This window comes from Thermostichus sp. MS-CIW-41 (genome assembly GCF_054058915.1).
Genome location: NZ_JBSSBO010000057.1, coordinates 1 through 18,018, shown reverse-complemented (window position 1 = coordinate 18,018; position 18,018 = coordinate 1). Strand labels below are relative to the sequence as shown.

Annotated in this window: 23 protein-coding genes; 13 read left to right on the top strand and 10 right to left on the bottom strand. The window is 56.9% G+C overall.

What is annotated here, in order from left to right; translation table 11 throughout:
• Nucleotides 1-106 precede the first annotated feature (106 nt).
• The 6 genes from msrP to gvpA form a co-directional block, all read right to left on the bottom strand.
• Complete coding sequence (gene msrP, locus ACVWXE_RS12925) at nt 107-1,063, bottom strand: protein-methionine-sulfoxide reductase catalytic subunit MsrP (RefSeq protein WP_457490495.1); 957 nt, start codon at nt 1,061-1,063, stop codon at nt 107-109.
• A gap of 324 nt (nt 1,064-1,387) precedes the next feature.
• Nucleotides 1,388-1,807, bottom strand: coding sequence for an LptA/OstA family protein (locus ACVWXE_RS12920; RefSeq protein WP_011433424.1), 420 nt, complete (start codon nt 1,805-1,807; stop codon nt 1,388-1,390).
• A gap of 74 nt (nt 1,808-1,881) precedes the next feature.
• Nucleotides 1,882-2,217, bottom strand: a complete 336-nt coding sequence (locus ACVWXE_RS12915; RefSeq protein WP_011433425.1) for a gas vesicle protein — start codon at nt 2,215-2,217, stop codon at nt 1,882-1,884.
• A 41-nt stretch (nt 2,218-2,258) separates the two neighbouring features.
• Nucleotides 2,259-3,143 (bottom strand): gas vesicle protein GvpN, encoded by an 885-nt coding sequence (gvpN, locus tag ACVWXE_RS12910; protein ID WP_011433426.1) that lies wholly within the window; start codon nt 3,141-3,143, stop codon nt 2,259-2,261.
• Nucleotides 3,144-3,222: 79 nt separating this feature from the next.
• Nucleotides 3,223-4,254 carry a gas vesicle protein GvpC gene (gene gvpC, locus ACVWXE_RS12905; protein ID WP_457490494.1) on the bottom strand — a complete coding sequence of 344 codons (1,032 nt, stop codon included), beginning with the start codon at nt 4,252-4,254 and terminating at the stop codon, nt 3,223-3,225.
• 295 nt (nt 4,255-4,549) lie between these two features.
• A complete protein-coding gene (gene gvpA / locus ACVWXE_RS12900; RefSeq protein ID WP_011429717.1) occupies nt 4,550-4,768 on the bottom strand; it encodes a gas vesicle structural protein GvpA in 219 nt (72 codons plus the stop codon).
• Between the two features lie 304 nt (nt 4,769-5,072).
• Here gvpA and ACVWXE_RS12895 point away from each other — a divergent pair, with 304 nt between their 5' ends.
• The 6 genes from ACVWXE_RS12895 to aroH all read left to right on the top strand — a co-directional run bounded on the left by ACVWXE_RS12895 (nt 5,073) and on the right by aroH (nt 8,577).
• Complete coding sequence (locus tag ACVWXE_RS12895; protein ID WP_414415719.1) at nt 5,073-5,393, top strand: Hfq-related RNA-binding protein; 321 nt, start codon at nt 5,073-5,075, stop codon at nt 5,391-5,393.
• 323 nt (nt 5,394-5,716) lie between these two features.
• A complete protein-coding gene (locus ACVWXE_RS12890; protein ID WP_414427600.1) occupies nt 5,717-6,400 on the top strand; it encodes a V4R domain-containing protein in 684 nt (227 codons plus the stop codon).
• On the top strand, nt 6,397-6,648 hold the full coding sequence (locus tag ACVWXE_RS12885) for a hypothetical protein (protein ID WP_457490493.1): 252 nt from the start codon (nt 6,397-6,399) through the stop codon (nt 6,646-6,648). The genes ACVWXE_RS12890 and ACVWXE_RS12885 overlap by 4 nt, the downstream gene beginning before the upstream one ends.
• Nucleotides 6,649-6,684: 36 nt before the next feature.
• Nucleotides 6,685-7,143: a globin family protein gene (locus tag ACVWXE_RS12880; RefSeq protein WP_041436599.1), complete on the top strand. Its 459-nt coding sequence runs from the start codon at nt 6,685-6,687 to the stop codon at nt 7,141-7,143.
• A gap of 269 nt (nt 7,144-7,412) precedes the next feature.
• Complete coding sequence (locus ACVWXE_RS12875; RefSeq protein WP_457490492.1) at nt 7,413-8,099, top strand: V4R domain-containing protein; 687 nt, start codon at nt 7,413-7,415, stop codon at nt 8,097-8,099.
• Between the two features lie 103 nt (nt 8,100-8,202).
• Nucleotides 8,203-8,577 carry a chorismate mutase gene (aroH, locus tag ACVWXE_RS12870; RefSeq protein WP_414380832.1) on the top strand — a complete coding sequence of 125 codons (375 nt, stop codon included), beginning with the start codon at nt 8,203-8,205 and terminating at the stop codon, nt 8,575-8,577.
• A gap of 386 nt (nt 8,578-8,963) precedes the next feature.
• Here aroH and ACVWXE_RS12865 read toward each other — a convergent pair whose 3' ends face one another.
• Entirely contained in the window at nt 8,964-9,365 is a 402-nt protein-coding gene (locus tag ACVWXE_RS12865) for a hypothetical protein (RefSeq protein WP_414330894.1), read from the bottom strand.
• Nucleotides 9,366-9,546: 181 nt separating this feature from the next.
• On the opposite strand from ACVWXE_RS12865, the gene ACVWXE_RS12860 reads away from it, so the two are divergent.
• Nucleotides 9,547-10,347: a Ycf66 family protein gene (locus tag ACVWXE_RS12860; RefSeq protein ID WP_457441847.1), complete on the top strand. Its 801-nt coding sequence runs from the start codon at nt 9,547-9,549 to the stop codon at nt 10,345-10,347.
• 62 nt (nt 10,348-10,409) lie between these two features.
• Here the strand turns inward: ACVWXE_RS12860 and ppc are convergent, their stop codons facing one another.
• Nucleotides 10,410-13,346 (bottom strand): phosphoenolpyruvate carboxylase, encoded by a 2,937-nt coding sequence (gene ppc, locus ACVWXE_RS12855; protein ID WP_457490491.1) that lies wholly within the window; start codon nt 13,344-13,346, stop codon nt 10,410-10,412.
• A 146-nt stretch (nt 13,347-13,492) separates the two neighbouring features.
• Here ppc and ACVWXE_RS12850 point away from each other — a divergent pair, with 146 nt between their 5' ends.
• From ACVWXE_RS12850 to ACVWXE_RS12830, 5 genes are all read left to right on the top strand, one after another.
• On the top strand, nt 13,493-13,615 hold the full coding sequence (locus ACVWXE_RS12850) for a hypothetical protein (protein ID WP_457490490.1): 123 nt from the start codon (nt 13,493-13,495) through the stop codon (nt 13,613-13,615).
• Between the two features lie 54 nt (nt 13,616-13,669).
• Nucleotides 13,670-14,101, top strand: a complete 432-nt coding sequence (locus tag ACVWXE_RS12845; RefSeq protein WP_457490489.1) for a hypothetical protein — start codon at nt 13,670-13,672, stop codon at nt 14,099-14,101.
• Nucleotides 14,098-14,292 carry a hypothetical protein gene (locus tag ACVWXE_RS12840; protein ID WP_457490488.1) on the top strand — a complete coding sequence of 65 codons (195 nt, stop codon included), beginning with the start codon at nt 14,098-14,100 and terminating at the stop codon, nt 14,290-14,292. Before ACVWXE_RS12845 ends, ACVWXE_RS12840 begins: the two co-directional genes overlap by 4 nt.
• Before the next feature lie 26 nt (nt 14,293-14,318).
• On the top strand, nt 14,319-15,431 hold the full coding sequence (ribD, locus tag ACVWXE_RS12835) for a bifunctional diaminohydroxyphosphoribosylaminopyrimidine deaminase/5-amino-6-(5-phosphoribosylamino)uracil reductase RibD (protein ID WP_457474070.1): 1,113 nt from the start codon (nt 14,319-14,321) through the stop codon (nt 15,429-15,431).
• Between the two features lie 357 nt (nt 15,432-15,788).
• Nucleotides 15,789-16,817: a hypothetical protein gene (locus tag ACVWXE_RS12830; RefSeq protein ID WP_457490487.1), complete on the top strand. Its 1,029-nt coding sequence runs from the start codon at nt 15,789-15,791 to the stop codon at nt 16,815-16,817.
• Nucleotides 16,818-16,931: 114 nt separating this feature from the next.
• Here the strand turns inward: ACVWXE_RS12830 and ACVWXE_RS12825 are convergent, their stop codons facing one another.
• On the bottom strand, nt 16,932-17,153 hold the full coding sequence (locus tag ACVWXE_RS12825) for a hypothetical protein (protein ID WP_011433444.1): 222 nt from the start codon (nt 17,151-17,153) through the stop codon (nt 16,932-16,934).
• Nucleotides 17,154-17,220: 67 nt separating this feature from the next.
• Nucleotides 17,221-17,601: an Npun_F0494 family protein gene (locus ACVWXE_RS12820; RefSeq protein WP_011433445.1), complete on the bottom strand. Its 381-nt coding sequence runs from the start codon at nt 17,599-17,601 to the stop codon at nt 17,221-17,223.
• Between the two features lie 82 nt (nt 17,602-17,683).
• On the opposite strand from ACVWXE_RS12820, the gene ACVWXE_RS12815 reads away from it, so the two are divergent.
• Nucleotides 17,684-17,929, top strand: coding sequence for a hypothetical protein (locus ACVWXE_RS12815; protein ID WP_457444833.1), 246 nt, complete (start codon nt 17,684-17,686; stop codon nt 17,927-17,929).
• Nucleotides 17,930-18,018 lie beyond the last annotated feature (89 nt).

The following is an 18,018-nucleotide window of genomic DNA, read 5'->3' as shown; positions in this document are numbered from 1 at the left end:
CTTTTGGGGGCTGCTGTAAACCAGCCTAGAGGTCCGTGGTTGGCTTGCCAACTGCAGGGCTACCGAAAGCCCGCCCTGTACTGCGAAGCAGTCAGGGTCGGGTAGTTTACCCATATAAGTGGGCAACATACTCTCCGTACCCGTTGTAGGGCAAGGTGGGAACGATTTGCCACTGGGAACGGGATCCGAAACCGATCAAGACTTCCTGCTCCTGTGACCAGCGGGGGTGGGGCACCCTAGGATCCACATTGGCCTCAAATCCATACTCCTCAGGGGCGAGGGTATTCCAAAACGTAGAGGGTTGATGATCCAAAAGCTCGATTTTGACGATGGATTTTCCCCCCTTAAAGCCATACTTCCAGGGAACTACCATGCGAATTGGCGCTCCGTGCTGTTTGGGCAACGGCTTGCCATAAACGCCGAGGGCAAAAAAGGCCAACTCGTTAGCCATTTCCTCGATCCGCAACCCTTCCGTGTAGGGCCAAGGCAAGTTGGGGGGCCAGATCGGGCCAGGCATGATTTCCGAATCGTAAAAGGAAGTAAAGCGGACAAATCGAGCCGTCGGCAAGGGATCCACCCGTTCCAGCAGCAGCCGCATCGGAAAGCCCAACCACGGCACCACCATCGCCCAGGCTTCCACACAGCGAAAGCGATAGATGCGCTCTTCGAGGGGGAAGTTAAACAGATCTTCCAGGCCCAACCGCTGAGGATGCCGCACCAGCCCGGTAATCTCGACAGTCCAGGGATCCGTGGGCAAAGCCTGTGCAGCCCGCCAGACGCGCTTTCCGGAGCCAAACTCGTAAAAGTTGTTGTAACGAGTAGCTACAATCTCCTCGGTGACGGGCCTGCCCACATCCGAAAAGTGGGGGTTGAGTGGGATCCCCGTCAGCTCTCGTTCTACCGAGGGAGCGGATCCCCTGCTGCCAAACCCAAAAATAGAAAAACTGGCTCCCACCCCAACGGATCCCAGTTGCGCTAGAAATTGCCGCCGGCTGAAAAACATCTCTTCTGGAGTGACCTGTGCCTCTCGTTGCCAGGGGTGAGGAACTCGGATCCCGAACATCCATCAGCCATCCTTTGATTCAGAGTCAGGGAAAAAGTCTGCCGCCCGAACTACTACATCCTAAATGAATTACTACATCCTAAACGGATCTAAGCCGACATTCCCCGAGCTCGTTTCCAGCGCTGCCCCATGTGTAGTCATTTCAAATGTAGTCATTTCAAACAGCAATGAAACGATTTGTTATGTCTGTCCCTGGCTCCCCTCTCCTTTTGAGAGAGGGGTTGGGGGTGAGGGAAACCCTGCAGGCTGGGATGATCGGTGACGAAATCACGGTATAGCCGTGTTGGCTGAGTCCGTGCTGCTGGAAAAAAGTGTGGGGATCAGCTAAGGACTTGAGCTGGGCTCCGGCAAAACGTAGATGGACTCCACTTGCCGCCCTGCCGATGGCACTGCCTGGATGGTGCCCTTGTCGATGTGGTAAATGACTTTCTCTGCTTGCAACTGATTCTCCCCTTGGTTGATGATGACCTGGCCCTCCAGCTCAATGCGTTGCTCCTGGCTGTAATACACAGCTCTTTGGGCGCGGGCCGTAAGCCGCTCGGCAGGAAAACTGAGGGTGACATTGCCGATGGCCGTAAAAACCCCTGTGTTGGCGTTGGCCTCCTGCACATCAGCGCTGATGCTGATGGCACGGGGATTCTGACCCCAAGCCGGGATCCCAAGGGCCAGCACCACACCCACAGCCCAGCCCAGCGTCCCTAGCCGCTGCCAACCCTTCCGGTCAAACGCCATCTCCAAAGCCATGCCCCATCACCCCGTCAAACCACCACAGCAGCCAGTCTAGCCCGTCAATCCAGGTCACAATGGCGGGGGGCAGCCTATGGGTCCGTTCCCTTTCCCCCCTGGGGCAGAGCTTGGGCAAGCTGTCTTTCCAATTCGGCAACCCGCTGCATGAGCTGTCGGTTGGCTTCCAGCAGCTCCCGCGCCTGGCTGTTGAGGTAGGGATCCGATTCCCACCAATTGATGCCGATCTCCTTGGCCTTATCCACCGAAGAAATCAGCAGGCGAATGCGCACATTCAGCAACTCCACATTGCCCACCGAAACGGTGATGTCTCCGGCGATCACAATGCCCTTATCCAGTACCCGCTCCAACACATCGGCCAGCGAGGAGCCGTGAGTAGCCGTGGTCAAGGGTTGAGAGCTAATCGGCACAGGGTTAATCGACCTCCAAAGTGTATCAACAGGCAAAAGACTCAGCCAGGCAGTTGGTCTAGCAGATAATTCAGCAACTGGGATCCCTCTTCATAGCGCTTGCCAGCCCGGGGCAACAGCACATCCGCACACAAAGCGCGAAAATCGGCATTCTCTTTGCTAACTGCCAGCTCATGTTCCTTGACAATGCGCCCGATCATCAAACAACTGCGCAGGCTGGGGTGGCGCGTCAGATCCAACTTGCGGCGAAAAGCCCGCACAATGTGGACGATCTTGAGTGCATCGGGGCCGGATAAGCCTATTCGCGAGGTGAGGATCTCTTTTTCGGTCTCGATGTCCGGCTCCCCCATATCGATGGTGATCATCCGATCCAGCAGCGCATCTTGGGCCCTGTGAACCCCGGTATATTCCTCCGGGTTAGAGGTAAAAATGGCCCGGAACTGGGGATGCACCCGCAGATATTCCGAGCGGTTGCTGTCCGGCGGCAACACCAGCAGCCTCTCCTCCAAGGCACTCAGGAGAGCATTGTTGGCCTCAGGGCGGGAGCGATTGAACTCGTCGTAGATGAGGGTAAACCCCTCTCGGCAAGCCAAGGTGAGGCGGGCATCCACCCAGCGCTGCTGCACATCCTCCTCCGTCTTCACCACCGAGTGAATGAAGTTGTCCACCACCCGCCGATGGGTAAAACCGGTGCGCCCCCCGATGAGGTCGGAAGAATCGAAGCGGTCATCCCCATAGATCAGCATGATGGGGCGGCCCAGCAGGCTGGCCAGATGCATCGCCAAAGTGGTTTTGCCCGTACCCGAAGGCCCCCGCAAATGCACCGCAAAGCCCGATTGCAAATAGCGCAAAGCGCGGCGGGTAATCCGCTCAATGTAGGGGGTGTTCACGAACTGGCGGGGACGCGCCTGCAGAACCGTGGCCATAGAGATACCCAACCTCTTTGCTGCCCTAGACTCCTTTGCCTTGACTATAGCCCGGATGTTCTTCCTGCGCTCGGCACAACTAAACTGCGACCGTCCCCGACACCATGCGCCGCAGCGTAGCCAAGATTTCCGAGGGATCCAACCCCAGATCCACCGCGCCGCGGGCCAACAAATCCCGCACCCGTTCCCGATCCCCAATTACCTGCAGCAGGGTCAAGTTGGGATCCTGCGCTTGTAGATCACTCACATACTTGTTGACATAGTCAAGGATGGGATCCGCTTGTTTCTCAACAGTGGGCGGAACTTCAGGGGGTTCAGGCGTTATTAAACCCTCCGAGGGCTGGGGCTGGGGAACAGAGACGGGAGCAGGCGGCTCCACCGGGGCTTGGTCTTCGGCTATGGGCGTTGAGTCAGAGGCAGATATTGGCGCCTCACCGGCAATCTCAACGGAACTGCCAGAACCTTCACCGGAAATGGAGACCTCAGGTTCTGGGATGAGGTCAGGGATCCCATTGCCCCACACCTGCTTATGCAACTCTGCCCGGAAAGTGGCCAGGGATCCCCGCAGGGCCTGGGCCTGGGCTTGCTGTTCCTGAGCCATCTGAGCCAGCTCCTGTCGAGCCATTTGCCGGAGAGCCTGTACCCACTGCCGCAAATCGGCGCAAAAAGACTGCCGCGCTTGCTGAGTTTTGTCGGCCATCGCCTGCCGAGCCTGCGTATAGGTGCTCAGCAAATGCTCCACAGCCGCAGTCAAGTTAGCCCGGAAAGCCTGCAATTGCTGCCGGCTGACTTCCAATTGAGCAGCTCGTTCCTGCTCCAGGCGAGCCAGACTCTCTGCCACCGACTTGGCCCGCTGAGCCGCCGCTTCCGAACGGGAGCATTCGTCCAGGGATCGCCTCACAGCCCGCTCCTGCCTCAGTTTCTGCAATTGGCTGCGGGTTTGCTCCGTCTGGTGCCGTATTGCTTCTTGTCGTTGCTGGCGGCGCTGCCCCAGCTCAACCATCAGGGCTTGGTGCTGCTCTAGGCGCTGCTGCCGGGATCGGCTTAACAAACTTCGATTCTGAGCCACCCGCTGGCTGCGGGCCATGGCCCATTGTTCCTGCAAACTCATGGTGTTCAATCCCTTACGTCGTGTTCAATGCTTGGGTGGATACAGCTTCTCTACCCCTTCAAACTCGATATCCAGCTATCATGCCAGTCTGCAGCCCAACACGTCTGCAAGACTCGATCCGTGAACGAAACCCATGAGAGCAAGGCAGAGACCAGAGGTGGATCCCTGCCTCGCTTTCCGACGGCTAGCTTCCTACGCCTCCGCCCAGAGAGCATAACTCATCCAACCATTGCGATGCTCAAGGCGAGAGGGTTGTGGGCACTTTCCTTGGTTGAGTGATTTTGGTTAGGCAGATTTAGACGGCAGGAGCAGCAGCAGTAGCCGTCAGACCCACAGCCTCAGCGTACTTCAGGTAGGTTTCCACAGAAGCCACAACGACGCGGGCTTCAATGGCCAACAGCTCGATCCCAACCAAAGAAACCCGCACCCAGGCATCGACCACGATACCTTTATCCAAGATGCGATCGATCACTTCGGCCAAGCTGGACGAGGAGTTCACTTTCTCTACTGCCATAACGATCTCTCCTGCACTGATACTGCTGATACTGATGAGGGTTGAAAAGGACAGACAACTCGGCGGCAAAATGGCATGTAGAAGGGATCCCAGCTGAGGATTCACCTTCCCTAGGGCGACAGCCGCACCCTCTATCACCCTAGCCCTATTGTGCTGGCTTTTTTCGGGAAGAACACCCGTAGATTCGCTTAAAAAAGACGGCGAACTCGAAAGGTTTACCGCTTTTCTAAGCGCCATCCCCCCTACATAGTACTCGCCAGCAGAAAAAATGGGCAAAGATGAGGGCGAGTTTTGAGCCCAAGTTGTGGAAGTGTGGTGGAGGGGCAGTGGGAAGCGGCAGGGATCCCCTATACTGGGGGCAGTGGGCTTGCTGACATACCGTTTCTCGCTGGCTGATAGGGCTGTCGTGACCGATTTCAACACCGGGATCCCGAGCGTGCGTCGCCTGCAGAAGGTCATCAAGGATCGGGAAACCCTCGAGGTCAAACTCAATACCGGAGATGTCTTCGTCGGCCAGTTGCGCTGGCAGGATCCCGATTGCCTCTGTTTAGCCGATGCCGAGGGGCGGGAGTCGCTGCTGTGGCGGTCTGCCATTGCTTTCATCAAGGTCAGGCCTCAGTCTTAAGTACTGCTCCGGATCCCTGTACAGCTCTTCTTCCCAATTTTTGAATAAATCTTTACAACAACTCAGGGCTTTTCTGTCTCCCTCTGAGGGCAGTTTTCTCCAGTTGACCCACTCCTGCTGGGTTTTTGGAGCGGTTGACTACCCTGCCGTCGCCCTGAGTCTATCCCAAAGCCGTCCCCCATTGCTCCGCAACGCTGTTGCAACTGCGTCAGCGGGCCGTAGGCCTTGAGGACGAGGCTTTAGACCCAGTTTTTTGGTAAAAATGCCAATTAAGAAGGGTATGATAAGGAGTGTTAAAAAATCTGATCTCTCCTCACCCAACCATGACGACTGCCCCCATTGAGATACCTCTTCAGCCTGCCGCCCAACGGCATAACCACTACAGCCGCGAAGACTTTTTTCGCTTTGACCTCTCCCAGGGATCCCTTGTGGACTGGACGGGCGCCCGCAATGTCTTGGTGAGCGAAGACTTTATCCTGGGTTTACAGCAGGGCCTGGAGGAAGAAGTGGGAGATGCCTCGGCTTCTCTGATGTACACCATTGGCCGAGAGTGGGGACGCAACGATGCCCTCCATTTTTCCCGCTGGTTTGAGGAGGAATATCGGCGCCACCCCAAGCAGAGTAATCTCATGTTTCTCTTGGAAACCTGGTGGTGGCCTCTGACCTCGCAAGGATGGGGGCGCTGGGAGGTGGAGACCGAGAGTCGGCGGCAAGGGTTTATTTTCATCAACCTCTTTGACTCCGCCGTGGCCCGCACCCTGGGGGATGTGGGCAAACCTGTCTGTCATCTTTACGCCGGATTGTTTGCCGGCTTTTTTAGCACCATGGTGGAACGGCAACTGAACTGCATCGAGATCCAGTGCTACTCCATGGGAGAAAGCTACTGCAAGTTTTTGCTCGGCAGCAAAGATCGCATCGATGCGGCTGCCTTCTGGCTAAACGAAGGGGCCAGTGCCAGCGAAATTGCCCAAAAATTGCGTTCAGGCCAGGGAGTAGCCAAGGCATGACCTGGAAGATTACTTTAGAGGATTCGGTGCAGAGCTTTTTTGCCCGTCTAAATTGGGATAACCGCCCCCTACAGAGGCGCACTCTGCCGATGCCTTTTCTGCAAGTGCAGGAGCATTTTGGCTCCATCCCCTGGGCCGGGGATCCCCTGAGTTTGGCTGCGCATTCTCTGGGATCCCTGTCGGCAGCACCAGAACCCGAGCCGGCAGAAGAACAGATCACCTTGGCAGATCTGTTCAGCTTGTTTTGAGTCTCCTAGCACCCACTGACATCCGGAAGAAGCGAGATGGTAAGCCCCTTGGAGCAGATGCTGATCGAGTCGGAAGCCCGCTACCTCAAGCCAGAGGAGCTGGAGCATCTGAAGGCCTATGTTCTCGGCTGGCCAAAACGACAACATGTGTACCGAGTTTTGCGGGAACGGGAGAGCCAGGTGGTGAGCAAAACCCTAGATGCCCTGCAAAAGGAGATGCCCGACCTTTCTCCCCAAGTGTTGGATCTGTGCCGGCGACACCTGCTGTTGCTGCTGCGTCACAGCGCTATGGCCATGTTGCTGCAGGACGAAAACCTCCTGAAAGAGCGGCTGCTCGAGTGGATGGAAGAAGAGGTGCGCCTGTACGGGCTGCAGAGGGTTTATGAGGTTGCCTATCGGATTTTCCAGCAGGAGTTGAGAGACCATCTGGCTCCTGGAGAGTTGGAGTTTATCCGCCCCTTAATCACCCAGGTACAGGTGGCCTTGCTGTTTTAGAGCTAGATACTTTTTTGCTTTTTGCATTTTTCGGTGCTAGAGCGCTCTATCTCAACTAGCCGGAGACTTCAGTGTCGTTGGAGTTAATGTTAGCGTTGTAGTAAATCTGCCCAAGGGGTATTCAATTGCTGGAGGGATCGCCATAAGATTTGGAGCGTAAACAACCGTTCTCCCAGCTCAACAACCAACGAACTGTCAACTGCACCCTGCTCCTATTTGGATGCTTAAAGCTCAATAACGACTTGGATTGGATAACCAGGGGATCCCTTATGACCGGCACTAGCTCTATCTCCAATGGCTCAGTCAACTTCGATCCCTACACGCCCGTTTTGGCCAACTACTACACACCCAGCGCTTATCTGCGAAGCGATTTGGAATCGGGCTTACTGGAAAGTCGCCACGGTGAACGTCTCTTGGCCCTTCCAGAAGCATTGCTGCGGGGCATCTACACGGGCCTGGAATACGAGACTGGCCAGGCTGCTCGTTTGGTATTGCGCAACTGTGGTCGGATGTGGGGCAAGGAGTTTTTCCGCCGTTTTGCCCAAGAACTCTCCAACTACTACCAGAAGCCTTTGGCCGAGCTGGAGATGGGCCTTTTCCTGCAAAGTCTGAGACAAGCTTGGAAAACTCATGGCTGGGGATTGATCGAGATCGACTGGACTTACAAAGATCAAGGAGTGCTGGTGGTGTCGATTCGCAATTCCCCCTTCGCTGCCGTCACGCCTCCCCATTTCAAGCGGCCGATGGGCTTTCTGGAGGCAGGGCTGTTGGCCACCTGGTTTAGCCAGCTAACCGGCCAGGATTTGCTCTGCGTGCAAACCGCCAGCGAGGCTTTGGGAGCGAAGAGCAATTTGTTTGTCGTAACCGCTGCTGCCCGCCTCAAAGAGGGAGAAGCCTGGGTGGACTCCGGCCTCAGCCACGAGCAGATCCTGGAAAAGCTCCTGCAGCCCAGCTAGGCGATAGGGGCTGGTTTTCCCCAGAGGGATGGGATCCCAACAGGGATGAGTCTGTATAATTTTCTGGAAGCAAGGCGAGCTCAAGCGCGCGAGGGTGTGGCCATTGGGGTGGCGAGTCAGAGCAATTCGGGGAGCCATCACCGTACCTACAAACAGTGCCGAGGCCATTGGCGCGGCGGTGGCTGAGCTGCTGGATACGCTAGAGCACCGCAACGCCCTCGATCCGGCTGAACTAGTCAGCGTTATTTTTTCCGTTACCCCTGATTTAAATGCAGCTTTTCCCGCCCAGTTTGCTCGTCGTCGCCCCGGTTGGGAGTCGGTGCCTCTGTTGGATGTGCAACAGATGGAGGTGAGCGGCGACTTACCCCGTTGCATTCGGGTTTTGATCCAGTTGAATACTCCACTTGCTCAAGCGGACATGCAGCATGTTTATCTGCGAGGTGCCCGCGAGTTAAGGCCAGATCTCAGCGCAGTTTGATTGAGGTCGTACAGCACCAGCACAGGGTTGACACTCTCACCGACTAAAGTCGGGGGATTTCTACACTGGAGGTGGGACAGTCTGTTGCCATGGGCAACATGGGGCATGATGGATCCCGGATTTGCCCCGCTTATTCTGGGGGAAAAGAATGGCTTAACTCAAGTTGATCCGGGTCATATCACTACTGATTTGGGAAGGCGCAGAACATCCAGATTCACTCATAGACTTACTTGGACTTACAGTCATTTTAAACAGGTATGAAACATTTCCATCCAGCTCCCCTTTCTTTTTGGGAGATGGGGTGATGGCAGCGGCACAGAGCACTTGGGGGGCTTCTCAATTAGCTTAACAATGACTCTACTTAAGATAAGAGTAGATCTGAGAGCTCAAGGAGACAGCTTTTCTCGCAGACGGTTTTCCCACTGTTGCAGTTGCTCTTGGCGAGCGGCCACCTCTGCTTCGCGACGGCTCAGCTCTTGGCTTTGCCGAGTCAAGGATTGCCGCCAGCTTTCAATCTCCGACAGATCCACCAGACTGTGGGTTCGGGATAGGTTGTGCAACATCTCCACCAGCTTCATGGCTGCCTCTTCCACCCGCCGTACCTGCCGCTCTTCCGAAAGCTCAACCAGCAGCAACACCCCAATGTTGTAAGGGCCAACCTCTTTGCAGGTGACCCCTTCTGGCTTGCGCAGCGGCATCCAAACCCCGTCCTCGGCCTGCCGGGCCAAGAGCTGCAGCTCCCCCTGGCCGAAGAGACTTTTTTTGTGTACCCGTGCCAGATACAGCATGGAACATGCAGGAAGATGCTGCCGATTTTAGCACCGATCCCTTTTATTGAAGAGGGATCCCGTCCCTACACCCAAACCTGGGTTTTGTTGTCCGTGCCACCAGGAGGATCAATGCTAGGATCGGCTGTGGAATGGATAAGGCTCAACGCTCTCCCGTCTTCATCGTTTAGGGATCCCTGGCATGTTTCTCACCCAAAGCCCCTACTTCTTGATGGCAGCGCTGGTGGCGATTGCCAGTGGAGCCATCTTCGCGGTTCGGTTCATCAAGCGAGAGGCCTCCGCTGAGTATGACGTGATTTTTGCCACGATGGGCCTGATCTATTCCGTCTGCTTGCTCTTGGAAGGTCAGCGGCTCATCCCGTTGCTGTTCTTTGCGCAGGTGTTGCTGGCGGTGATGGCCGGCTGGTTTGCCATCGAAACCTTCCGTTTGCGGATTCTCTTAAGCGAAAAAGCACGGCAGGTGGGCGGGGCTCGTCCGACCGTTCGGCGGCAAGGCTTCAGCCGCACCTATCCCCCGGATGGCTATGCCCAAGGACGCACGGTTTCCACCCGGGCTGAGGGATCCCGTATTCGCGACACCTCCTCCACCCGCTCCATTCCCGAAGGCAGCGCAGAGCCGAGCCGTCGCCCGCGGCCCCAGCTGACGGGCGATACCCGTGTGCGTCCCCGCCGCCGACCCGAAGGGGATGAGTATTACGAGGAGCCAGGGGTCCGCCCGCGTCAGGATACGGACTACGATGAACCAGCACCGCCGCCAGAGGCCCGCCGCCCCCGTCGTCCTGCCACCGAAGAGTATCCAGAGGATGTGGATGTGCAGGAAGAGCGCAGCACAGGTACAGCTACTCGTCGCCGTCCCCCACGGTTGCCCCAAGACCAAGGGGAAAGCTACGCGGATGAACCCCCCCGCCGTCCTTCCCGCCGCGTTGTCGAAGTAGAGCCAGTAGAGGTGGAGCCAGAAGAGTATGATGACGATCTGTTCTGATAGGCTCTCAATGCCGATCTGAACTTGATAGAAGCAGCGCCAGGGTCAATTAGTCGGATCCCTCAGCCTGTGTTGCGCATCCCGGCGGCAATGCCGTTAATGGTAAGTAAAGCTCCACGCAGAAGTTCAGCTCGGTCGTAGCGTGTTCGTCCGGTGCGGGATCCCTGACGCTCCCGCAGGCGCTTGAGGAGAGAGACTTGAATAAAGCCCAAGGGCACAATAGAGCGGTTGCGCAACTGCACCGAGCGCTTCAAATAAGGGTCGTTCTCCAACAGTTCGCTGTGACCCGTAATCTGCAGCACTATTGTGCGGGTGCGGTGCATTTCTTGGGCAATACACTCAAACAGCTCCATCGCCCGCTCTAGACGCTCTGGAGAGCTCATCTCCCGCACGTAGTGACGCGCTATTTGCAGATCCACTTTGGCCAGAGTCATCTCCACTTTGGAGATCACCATGCGGAAGAAAGGCCATTCGCGATAGAGGTGCTGCAGGTGGTTGAGGTTGTGCTCGCCCCTGGCCACGTATTCTTGTAGGGCGGTGCCAACCCCATACCAGGCCGGCAAGAGAAAGCGGCTTTGCGTCCAACTAAATACCCAGGGAATGGCCCGCAGGGATCCAATATCCTTCTGGCTGCCGCTGCGGCGGGCAGGACGGGAGCTGATCTGCAGTTGGCTGATCTCTTCAATGGGGGTGACCTCGTGGAAAAACTCCACAAAGCCCTCCTGCTCGTAGACCAGGTTACGGTACACCTGCCGGGAGCGCTCCGCCAAGGATTCCATCAGGCGCGACCACTCGTGCAGATCGTTGGGGTAGGTGCGCAGTAGGCTGGCCTGGATCACGGCGCTGGTGACGGTTTCCAGGTTAAAAATGGCCAGATCCTGGAGGGAATACTTGGAGGCCAACACCTCTCCCTGTTCGGTAATTTTGATGCGGCCCCCCACACTGCGCCCTGGCTGAGCCAAGATGGCCTCGTAAGCCGGGCCCCCTCCACGGCCCACCGAACCGCCCCGGCCATGGAAGATTTGCAGCTTCACCCCGTAGGATTCGGCCACCGTCTGCAGGCGTTGTTGAGCCTTGTAAATCTCCCAGTTGCTGCTCAAAAAGCCGGAATCTTTGTTGCTATCGGAGTAGCCCAGCATCACCTCCTGTAGATTCCCCTGCTGAGCCAAGTACTGGCGATAGAAAGGGATCTCCAGCAACTGCCGCAAAACTTCCGGGGCCCGCTTCAGGTCTTCGACGGTCTCAAACAGCGGCACCACCGCCAGGGATCCGCGACCACTGATGGGATCGTAGAGACCCACCTCCTTGGCCATCAGCAGCACCTCCAACAGGTCGCTCAACTGGCGGCTCATGCTGATCACATAGGTTTGGCAAATAGCCAAGCCGAATTCCTGCTGCAGGCGGCGCAGGGTGCGAAAGGTGGCGATCAGCTCTGCTGTCTTATCGGAAAAGGCAATCTCCAAAGGTATCAGAGGCCGACGGGTTTGCAGCTCCTGCAGGAGAAAGGCGGTTTTTTCCTCTTCCGTCATCTCGTTGTAGGGACGCGGCAAAATGCGCAGGTACTCGAAAATCTCCGTGAGAGCGGCTTCGTGGTAGCTGCTGTCTTGGCGGATATCCAGATGGGCCAGGTGAAAGCCAAACACCTGTACCTGTTGAATGAGATGATCCAACTGACGGCAGGAAAGGCCGCTGTTTTTCAAGCTTTTCTGGATAAGCTGCAAGTCGGCCAGGAATTCTTCCGCGTTGGCATAGGCGTTGTCCACAGGGGGAGGGGTGGGCAAACAAGCGGAGTCGGCCAAGTTGCGGTTGCGCTCCCGCGTTAACTCCAGCCGCCGCTGAATGTAGCTGAGCTTGAGGCGGTAAGGCTCCTGGCGATATTGCAGAGAAAACGATTCGTAAACCTCGGGCATGAGGCGGTGATCCTGCTCAAGGGCATCCAGCAGTTGGCTGTCCACATCCCCCCAATGCAGGGAAATGCTCAGGGTTTTGGTGAGAGCCTTCACCGATTCGATGTACTTGCCCAGGATGAGGTTGCGCTGATAGCGAGCCGTTTGCCAGGTAACATCGGCGGTGACGGAAGGGTTGCCATCCCGATCCCCGCCTACCCACGAGCCGAAGTTGCAAAATCCTGCCGGCGGTGGCTCGACGCTGGGAAAAGCTTTTTTCAGGCTGCGGCTGAGGTACTCGTGCAGCAGGGGGATGGCCTGAAACAACACCTCTTCAAAATAGTGCAAAGTGTAATCGACTTCGTTCAAAACAGTCGGCTTGGACTGATGCAACTCGTCGGTACGCCACCAAAGCAAGACTTCTTCCGCCATCTGTTCTTTTATCATCTGGGCCTGCAAAGGCTGGGTTTGTTCTGCCCAATCCAGTTGGCTGAGCAAGCGAGAGAAGGCCCGTTGCTTCTCGCGAATGGTGTGGCGGACGATCTCGGTGGGGTGGGCGGTAAAAACCATGCGAATGTGCAACTGCTCCAGCAATCTGCGCAGTAGGCCCGGCGGCACCCCTTGGGCCCGCAGGTAAGGGAACAGCCGTTCAAATTTTTCGTTTTCTCGCACGGTACGTTGTTGGCTATCCACCATGCGCATGTCCGAGTCTTCTGCCCGTTCGTAGTGCTGTTCAACAATGTTGATCAACTGGAAAAACAGGGCAAAGGCGCGCGCCGTTTGGATGGTGGCATCCAGGCTGAGATGCTCGATAATTTGTAGTACCTCTGGGATCGGGTACTCCAGGGCTTGTCCTTCTGGGGAACACATGGAACGCAGTCGCTGCAACAGATCCACCAGAGACTGACCGCACTCCTGCAGGATCACCGATTCCCAGAGTTCTTCCACCAATTGCAGGCGACGGTTCAACAGGTTGTTCCTGCGGTTGAAGGCTTCGTTGACTTGAAGGGAATGGGCCAAGGGATCCCGTTCCCCAAACAGGGATGCCTCCTTCAGCCCGTTGGCAGAACCCGCTGCCCCCTCTGCAGCGGTCAGGTGGGGGGAAGAGGTCATGAAGGCAGCTCCTAGAATAACCATCCCAATATTAGAGCCTGTTTGTCGAAACGGCAGATGTAGCAGGTATCACGCTCAGATTGCGGTCTTCTCCGCGTCGGATTTTGTAGTTGAGCCTACAAATTGCAAGAAAAAAGTGTTTTACCTTGCCGCAATACTGGTCTAACGCCTTGTTGACAGGAGTTCTGGTGGCTGCCACCCTGTTTATCAACGCACATCTGCTGGATCCCGACCAGGGATTGGACGAGATCGGGCAACTGCGGGTGTAGGAGGGCAAGATCGCTGCAATTGGACGCCACCTGCCTGTCTGTGGGGCAGAAGTTGTGGATTTGCGAGGGCAGCTCCTCACCCCTGGCTGGATCGATATTCACACCCATGTTTTTACATCAGTGGGGGATTTTTGTCTGCCGGCGGATGAGGCGGGGATCCGCTCAGGGGTGACCACGGTGGTGGAGGCGGGGATCACCTTCCCGGCGTTTTGTGCAACGGTGGTGTCAACTGCCCAGACGCGGGTTTATGCTTTCATCGATCCCTCTCTCCTCTACATCGCCACTGCGGATTTCATCGCCCACCGCCTCAGGCTGGCTGTGGATTGGAAAAATCAAGATCTGGATCGGGCCAGAGCAGTGATCGAGACCCATCGCCAGGTGGTGGTTGGCCGCAAGGCTCGTCCCACCCTCAAGCTGGGAGAGAGGGAATCACCCACGCTCACTTCCGCTCTGATTCTTGGCGAAGAATATGCCTGCCGATCATGATTCATCTGGGCCGCTTCCCGATGGATGAGGTGTTGGATCCCTCAGATTTGTTGGATCGCCTGCGTTCGGGAGAGATTGTCAGCAACGAACAAAAGGCCCGCGCCCGCGACTACGCATTGCAGGTGGCAGAGCTAGAATCCAAGGCAATTGCAGCTTTCAACCGCAAGCTGGCAGCCTTGTCACTGCTTTGAGCCGCTCTGGAGCGGATGCCCATTTTATGATTTCGGATCAGCAGTGGATGGAACGGTGTCTATCCCTGGCCCGTTCCACACCTCAGCGTCCCTCTCCCAATCCGCGGGTGAGTTGCGTGATCGTGCAGGGGGATCGGGTGGTGGGGGAAGGCGTTCATCCGGGGGCAGGGCAGCCCCATGCGGAGGTGTTGGCTCTGCAACAGGCGGGATCCCTGGCCAGAGGGGCAACGCTCTACGTCAACCTGGAGCCCTGCAACCACTATGGCCGTACCCCTCCCTGTACCGAGGCCATCCTAGCTGCCGGGATCCGGCGGGTGGTGGTGGGGATGCAGGATCCCAATCCCTTGGTGGCTGGCAAAGGGATCCGCCGCCTGCAGGAGGCGGGGATCGACGTGACGGTGGGAGTGCTGGAGCGGGAGTGCCAGGAGCTGAACGAGGGGTTTGCCTTCGCCATTGTGCGGCAACAGTGTTTCGGCCTGCTGAAATACGCCATGACCCTGGATGGCAAGAGCGCCGCCGCCACCGGCCACAGCCGCTGGATCAGCAACTCTCCGGCGCGGCAGTGGGTACACCAACAGCGGGCCTGGCATGATGCCGTCATCGTTGGATCCCGAACCGTTTGGCAGGATAACCCGCGCCTCACCTGTCGCCTGGCGGAGTTGCAGGGATCCCAGCCGTTGCGGGTGGTCCTCAGCCGTTCCCTGAACCTACCTCCCGTCGCCCATCTGTGGCAGGTGGAAGAAGCGCCGACGTTGGTGATCACAGAAGCTGTGGCAACCCATCCTTTGTGGGGATCCCTGGCCAAGCAGGGGGTGGAGCTGCTGCATCTGCCCCAAGTAACCCCCTCGCGGGCGGCACAGGTGCTCTTTCAGCGGGGGTGTCTGAGTGCCCTCTGGGAATGCGGGGGCACGCTGGCCTGGGCAGCCCTCAAAGATGGGGCGATCCAGAAAGTAGCCGCCTTCATCGCTCCCAAGATCCTAGGCGGAGCCGCTGCGCCAACCCCGGTAGCAGGGGAGGGGATCCCTGATGTCAACCAAAGCTGGCAACTGGTGGAGCCGCGGCTGGAGACCTTGGGGGATAACTGGTTGATCATCGGAAAGATCTCCTCTTCAGTTGGCCACAGTAACCTGCTAAAGTGACCAGCTTTCGATTGCCATACAGGGAGCTTCAGGTTTCTGAACGAACAGGCTGATATCTGTTCAATGTAAATGGATATACTCATCAGAAAAACACGGCGTTTCTGCAAAGTGGGGTTCAGAATTGAGCTCAATTGTGCTAGGCTGGTCAATGTTTTGGGGAGGTCAATTGACGTTTTGGTAAGGTCAGCAAAATCAAGCTGTAGGGATCTATCGAGATTTTCCTGAGGTGAGCCTTGCAAACGGCAACGACGAAGACTCTAGCCTCTTTGTCCAGCCCTTCTTTGCTTGCCCAGTGAGCGGCTTGAAAGTCGTCCTATCTCATTTTCAAGTACAAATCCCAGGATAAGGAAGGGCATTGTGTTGAATCTTTTTGCCGGCCTGCTGTTTGCATCCGCTTTCCTCAGCCCCTCGGGAAACGTTGTTATCGAAGGGGATTCGGGGGAATGGGTTTTCGCCGATCATCAAGCTCTGGAAGGGCTTACTCTAACCCTTCTCATACGGCCTGGAGAGAGCTTGGCCTCTTGGAGAGAAATGCTCTCCGTCATGGACGTTCATGTCCAGGGATCGCCGCGCTTTCTTGCCAACCACATGCGGGACAACCTCCTGGCCAACTGTCCCCAAACGACTTGGGAGTTCCATCGGGAGAGCGAAGAAGATGTGCTCTACGAGTTTCGCAGTGCTGGCTGTCGTGGAACGGTGAGTGGAGTTGAGGAACATGAGATTGGCCGGATCACCCGAGGCCCAAGCGGCAGTGTGCGCATTGCCTATGCCGCAAAGCCAGAGATGACGTCCGAAGTGCGAAGCCGCTGGCTGAACTTACTGGGCAGCGAGGTGGGGACAGCTCAGGGTTTTCCCATTCGCAACCTCAGCGGGGCGATTGCACAGCCTTCTTCCCCGGCTTCAGAAGTCCCAACCTCAGAGCGGCAGATCGCCCAGTGGCTGCAGGAAGCAACCGATGCCCTGAAGCAGCAGGAAGATTTGCTGGCTGAGCTGGATCGCCTGGGTCAGGCTGCGCAAGCAGATGCCCGTGCCTACAGCGGAGAGATCCCCAAAGGGGCGGGGCTGAAGACAATCGGCCTGTACCGAGGTCGGGGGGACGGCAGCCCTGGCGAGGCCACAACCGAGTTCAAGACCACCGACACGTTGATCTGGGCCATCTTGCCAGTGGGCAACCTTCCTGTCAACGCCAAGGTGGAGATACTCTGGTACTACGAGGGCGGAGAAGCCGGGGGCGAGCAACTGATCCGCAGGCTAGATGTTCCCTGGGATCCCGGCGACACGGTGCAAGGCTATTTGAGCTTCAGCCAGCCCTACACCGGCCGCTACCGCGTCGAGATTCATGTCAACGGCGAGAAGGTGGGAGTTGGCCGCTTCACAATCCAATAGTCTCCTGCAAGAAGTACCCCTCCTACGGGGTTACACAGGCTTGGGGGTGGACAATCTCCATCACCAACTCCGACGGGGTGAAGACTGTTGTGCTGGGATCCAGAGGGGGGCTTGCTATCCTCGACGGGTTCTGCTGACAGGCCTGGCTTTGAGGTTGTAGATAAGGCTGGTGCGGTATTGCAACAGCAAATTGCGCAGATAAAGGGGCAAGTTGCGTCGGTAGAGGGAGCGGGTTTTGCGGTAGATAGATTTGCTGCGCCGGTTAATCGCTTGGCTGCGCCGCTGCAAAGAGGTTTGGAGTGGACGTTGGAGTGCCAGGGATCCGGGCACACGCATCAACCTTGGCCGTACCATATCCCCCCTCGAGAGCGGCGTTGAAAGTTGGATCCAGTGTAGGGGATCCTCAGGGGAGCAGCCGCCAGCGGGTCAGCCTATTCTGCAGGTGGTCTGCCCAGCTTGCCGAGATCCCGGCAAAAGCTTCATCCCTCTCCAGATCTTGCAGCAACTGCCGACCCAGAGGTGCCAGACGATACCGATCCGTGATCCCCTGCCCATCCACTTCCCGCCGCAACAGCCCTACCTGAATCAGCCACATCAGCTCCTGATCCACCCGCATTTCCGATAACGGGCGTCGGCTGTAGCCCGCTTGAACGCCGGCCCAACCTGCAATCTTCGCTGGTGGGATCCCTTTTGTGCTCATGGCCTGCAGCAAGGGCAACCGAAAAGGGCTGCAAATCCAGGCACGCCAAGCCCTTCTGTACACTGACTCAGAGTCATGGAGCATGAGGGACAAGGGGAGTCCTTATGTTCTTATTCAATTCTGTCAATGGCCGTTGAGCAGCAGGCTTGTTACAATAAATTACGATATGTTGATCATCCTTGCCATTGTTGTCCTCCTGGGATTCTGGGCGCTGCGCTTGATGGAGCAGGCTTTTCAGAGTCAGGAGTTCTCACGCATGTTGGCAGGGACACTGGTGGCTGTGGCTGCCGGCGGCGTCTTGACCTGTTACTTTCTGATGAGCGATACCCTTCAGATGTTGTTTCATCTGCAAGCGCAACCTTCCTCCCCTTACTCTCAAGATCTGCTCTCCGATCTGAGCTGGCTTGACTAGGTTGTGTTGATCTTTCATTTGAGCCAAAAGAGAGCACTGACGAGATAGAGAAAACTCAAGAAGTTCCTGGCCAATTTGTCAAAACGAGA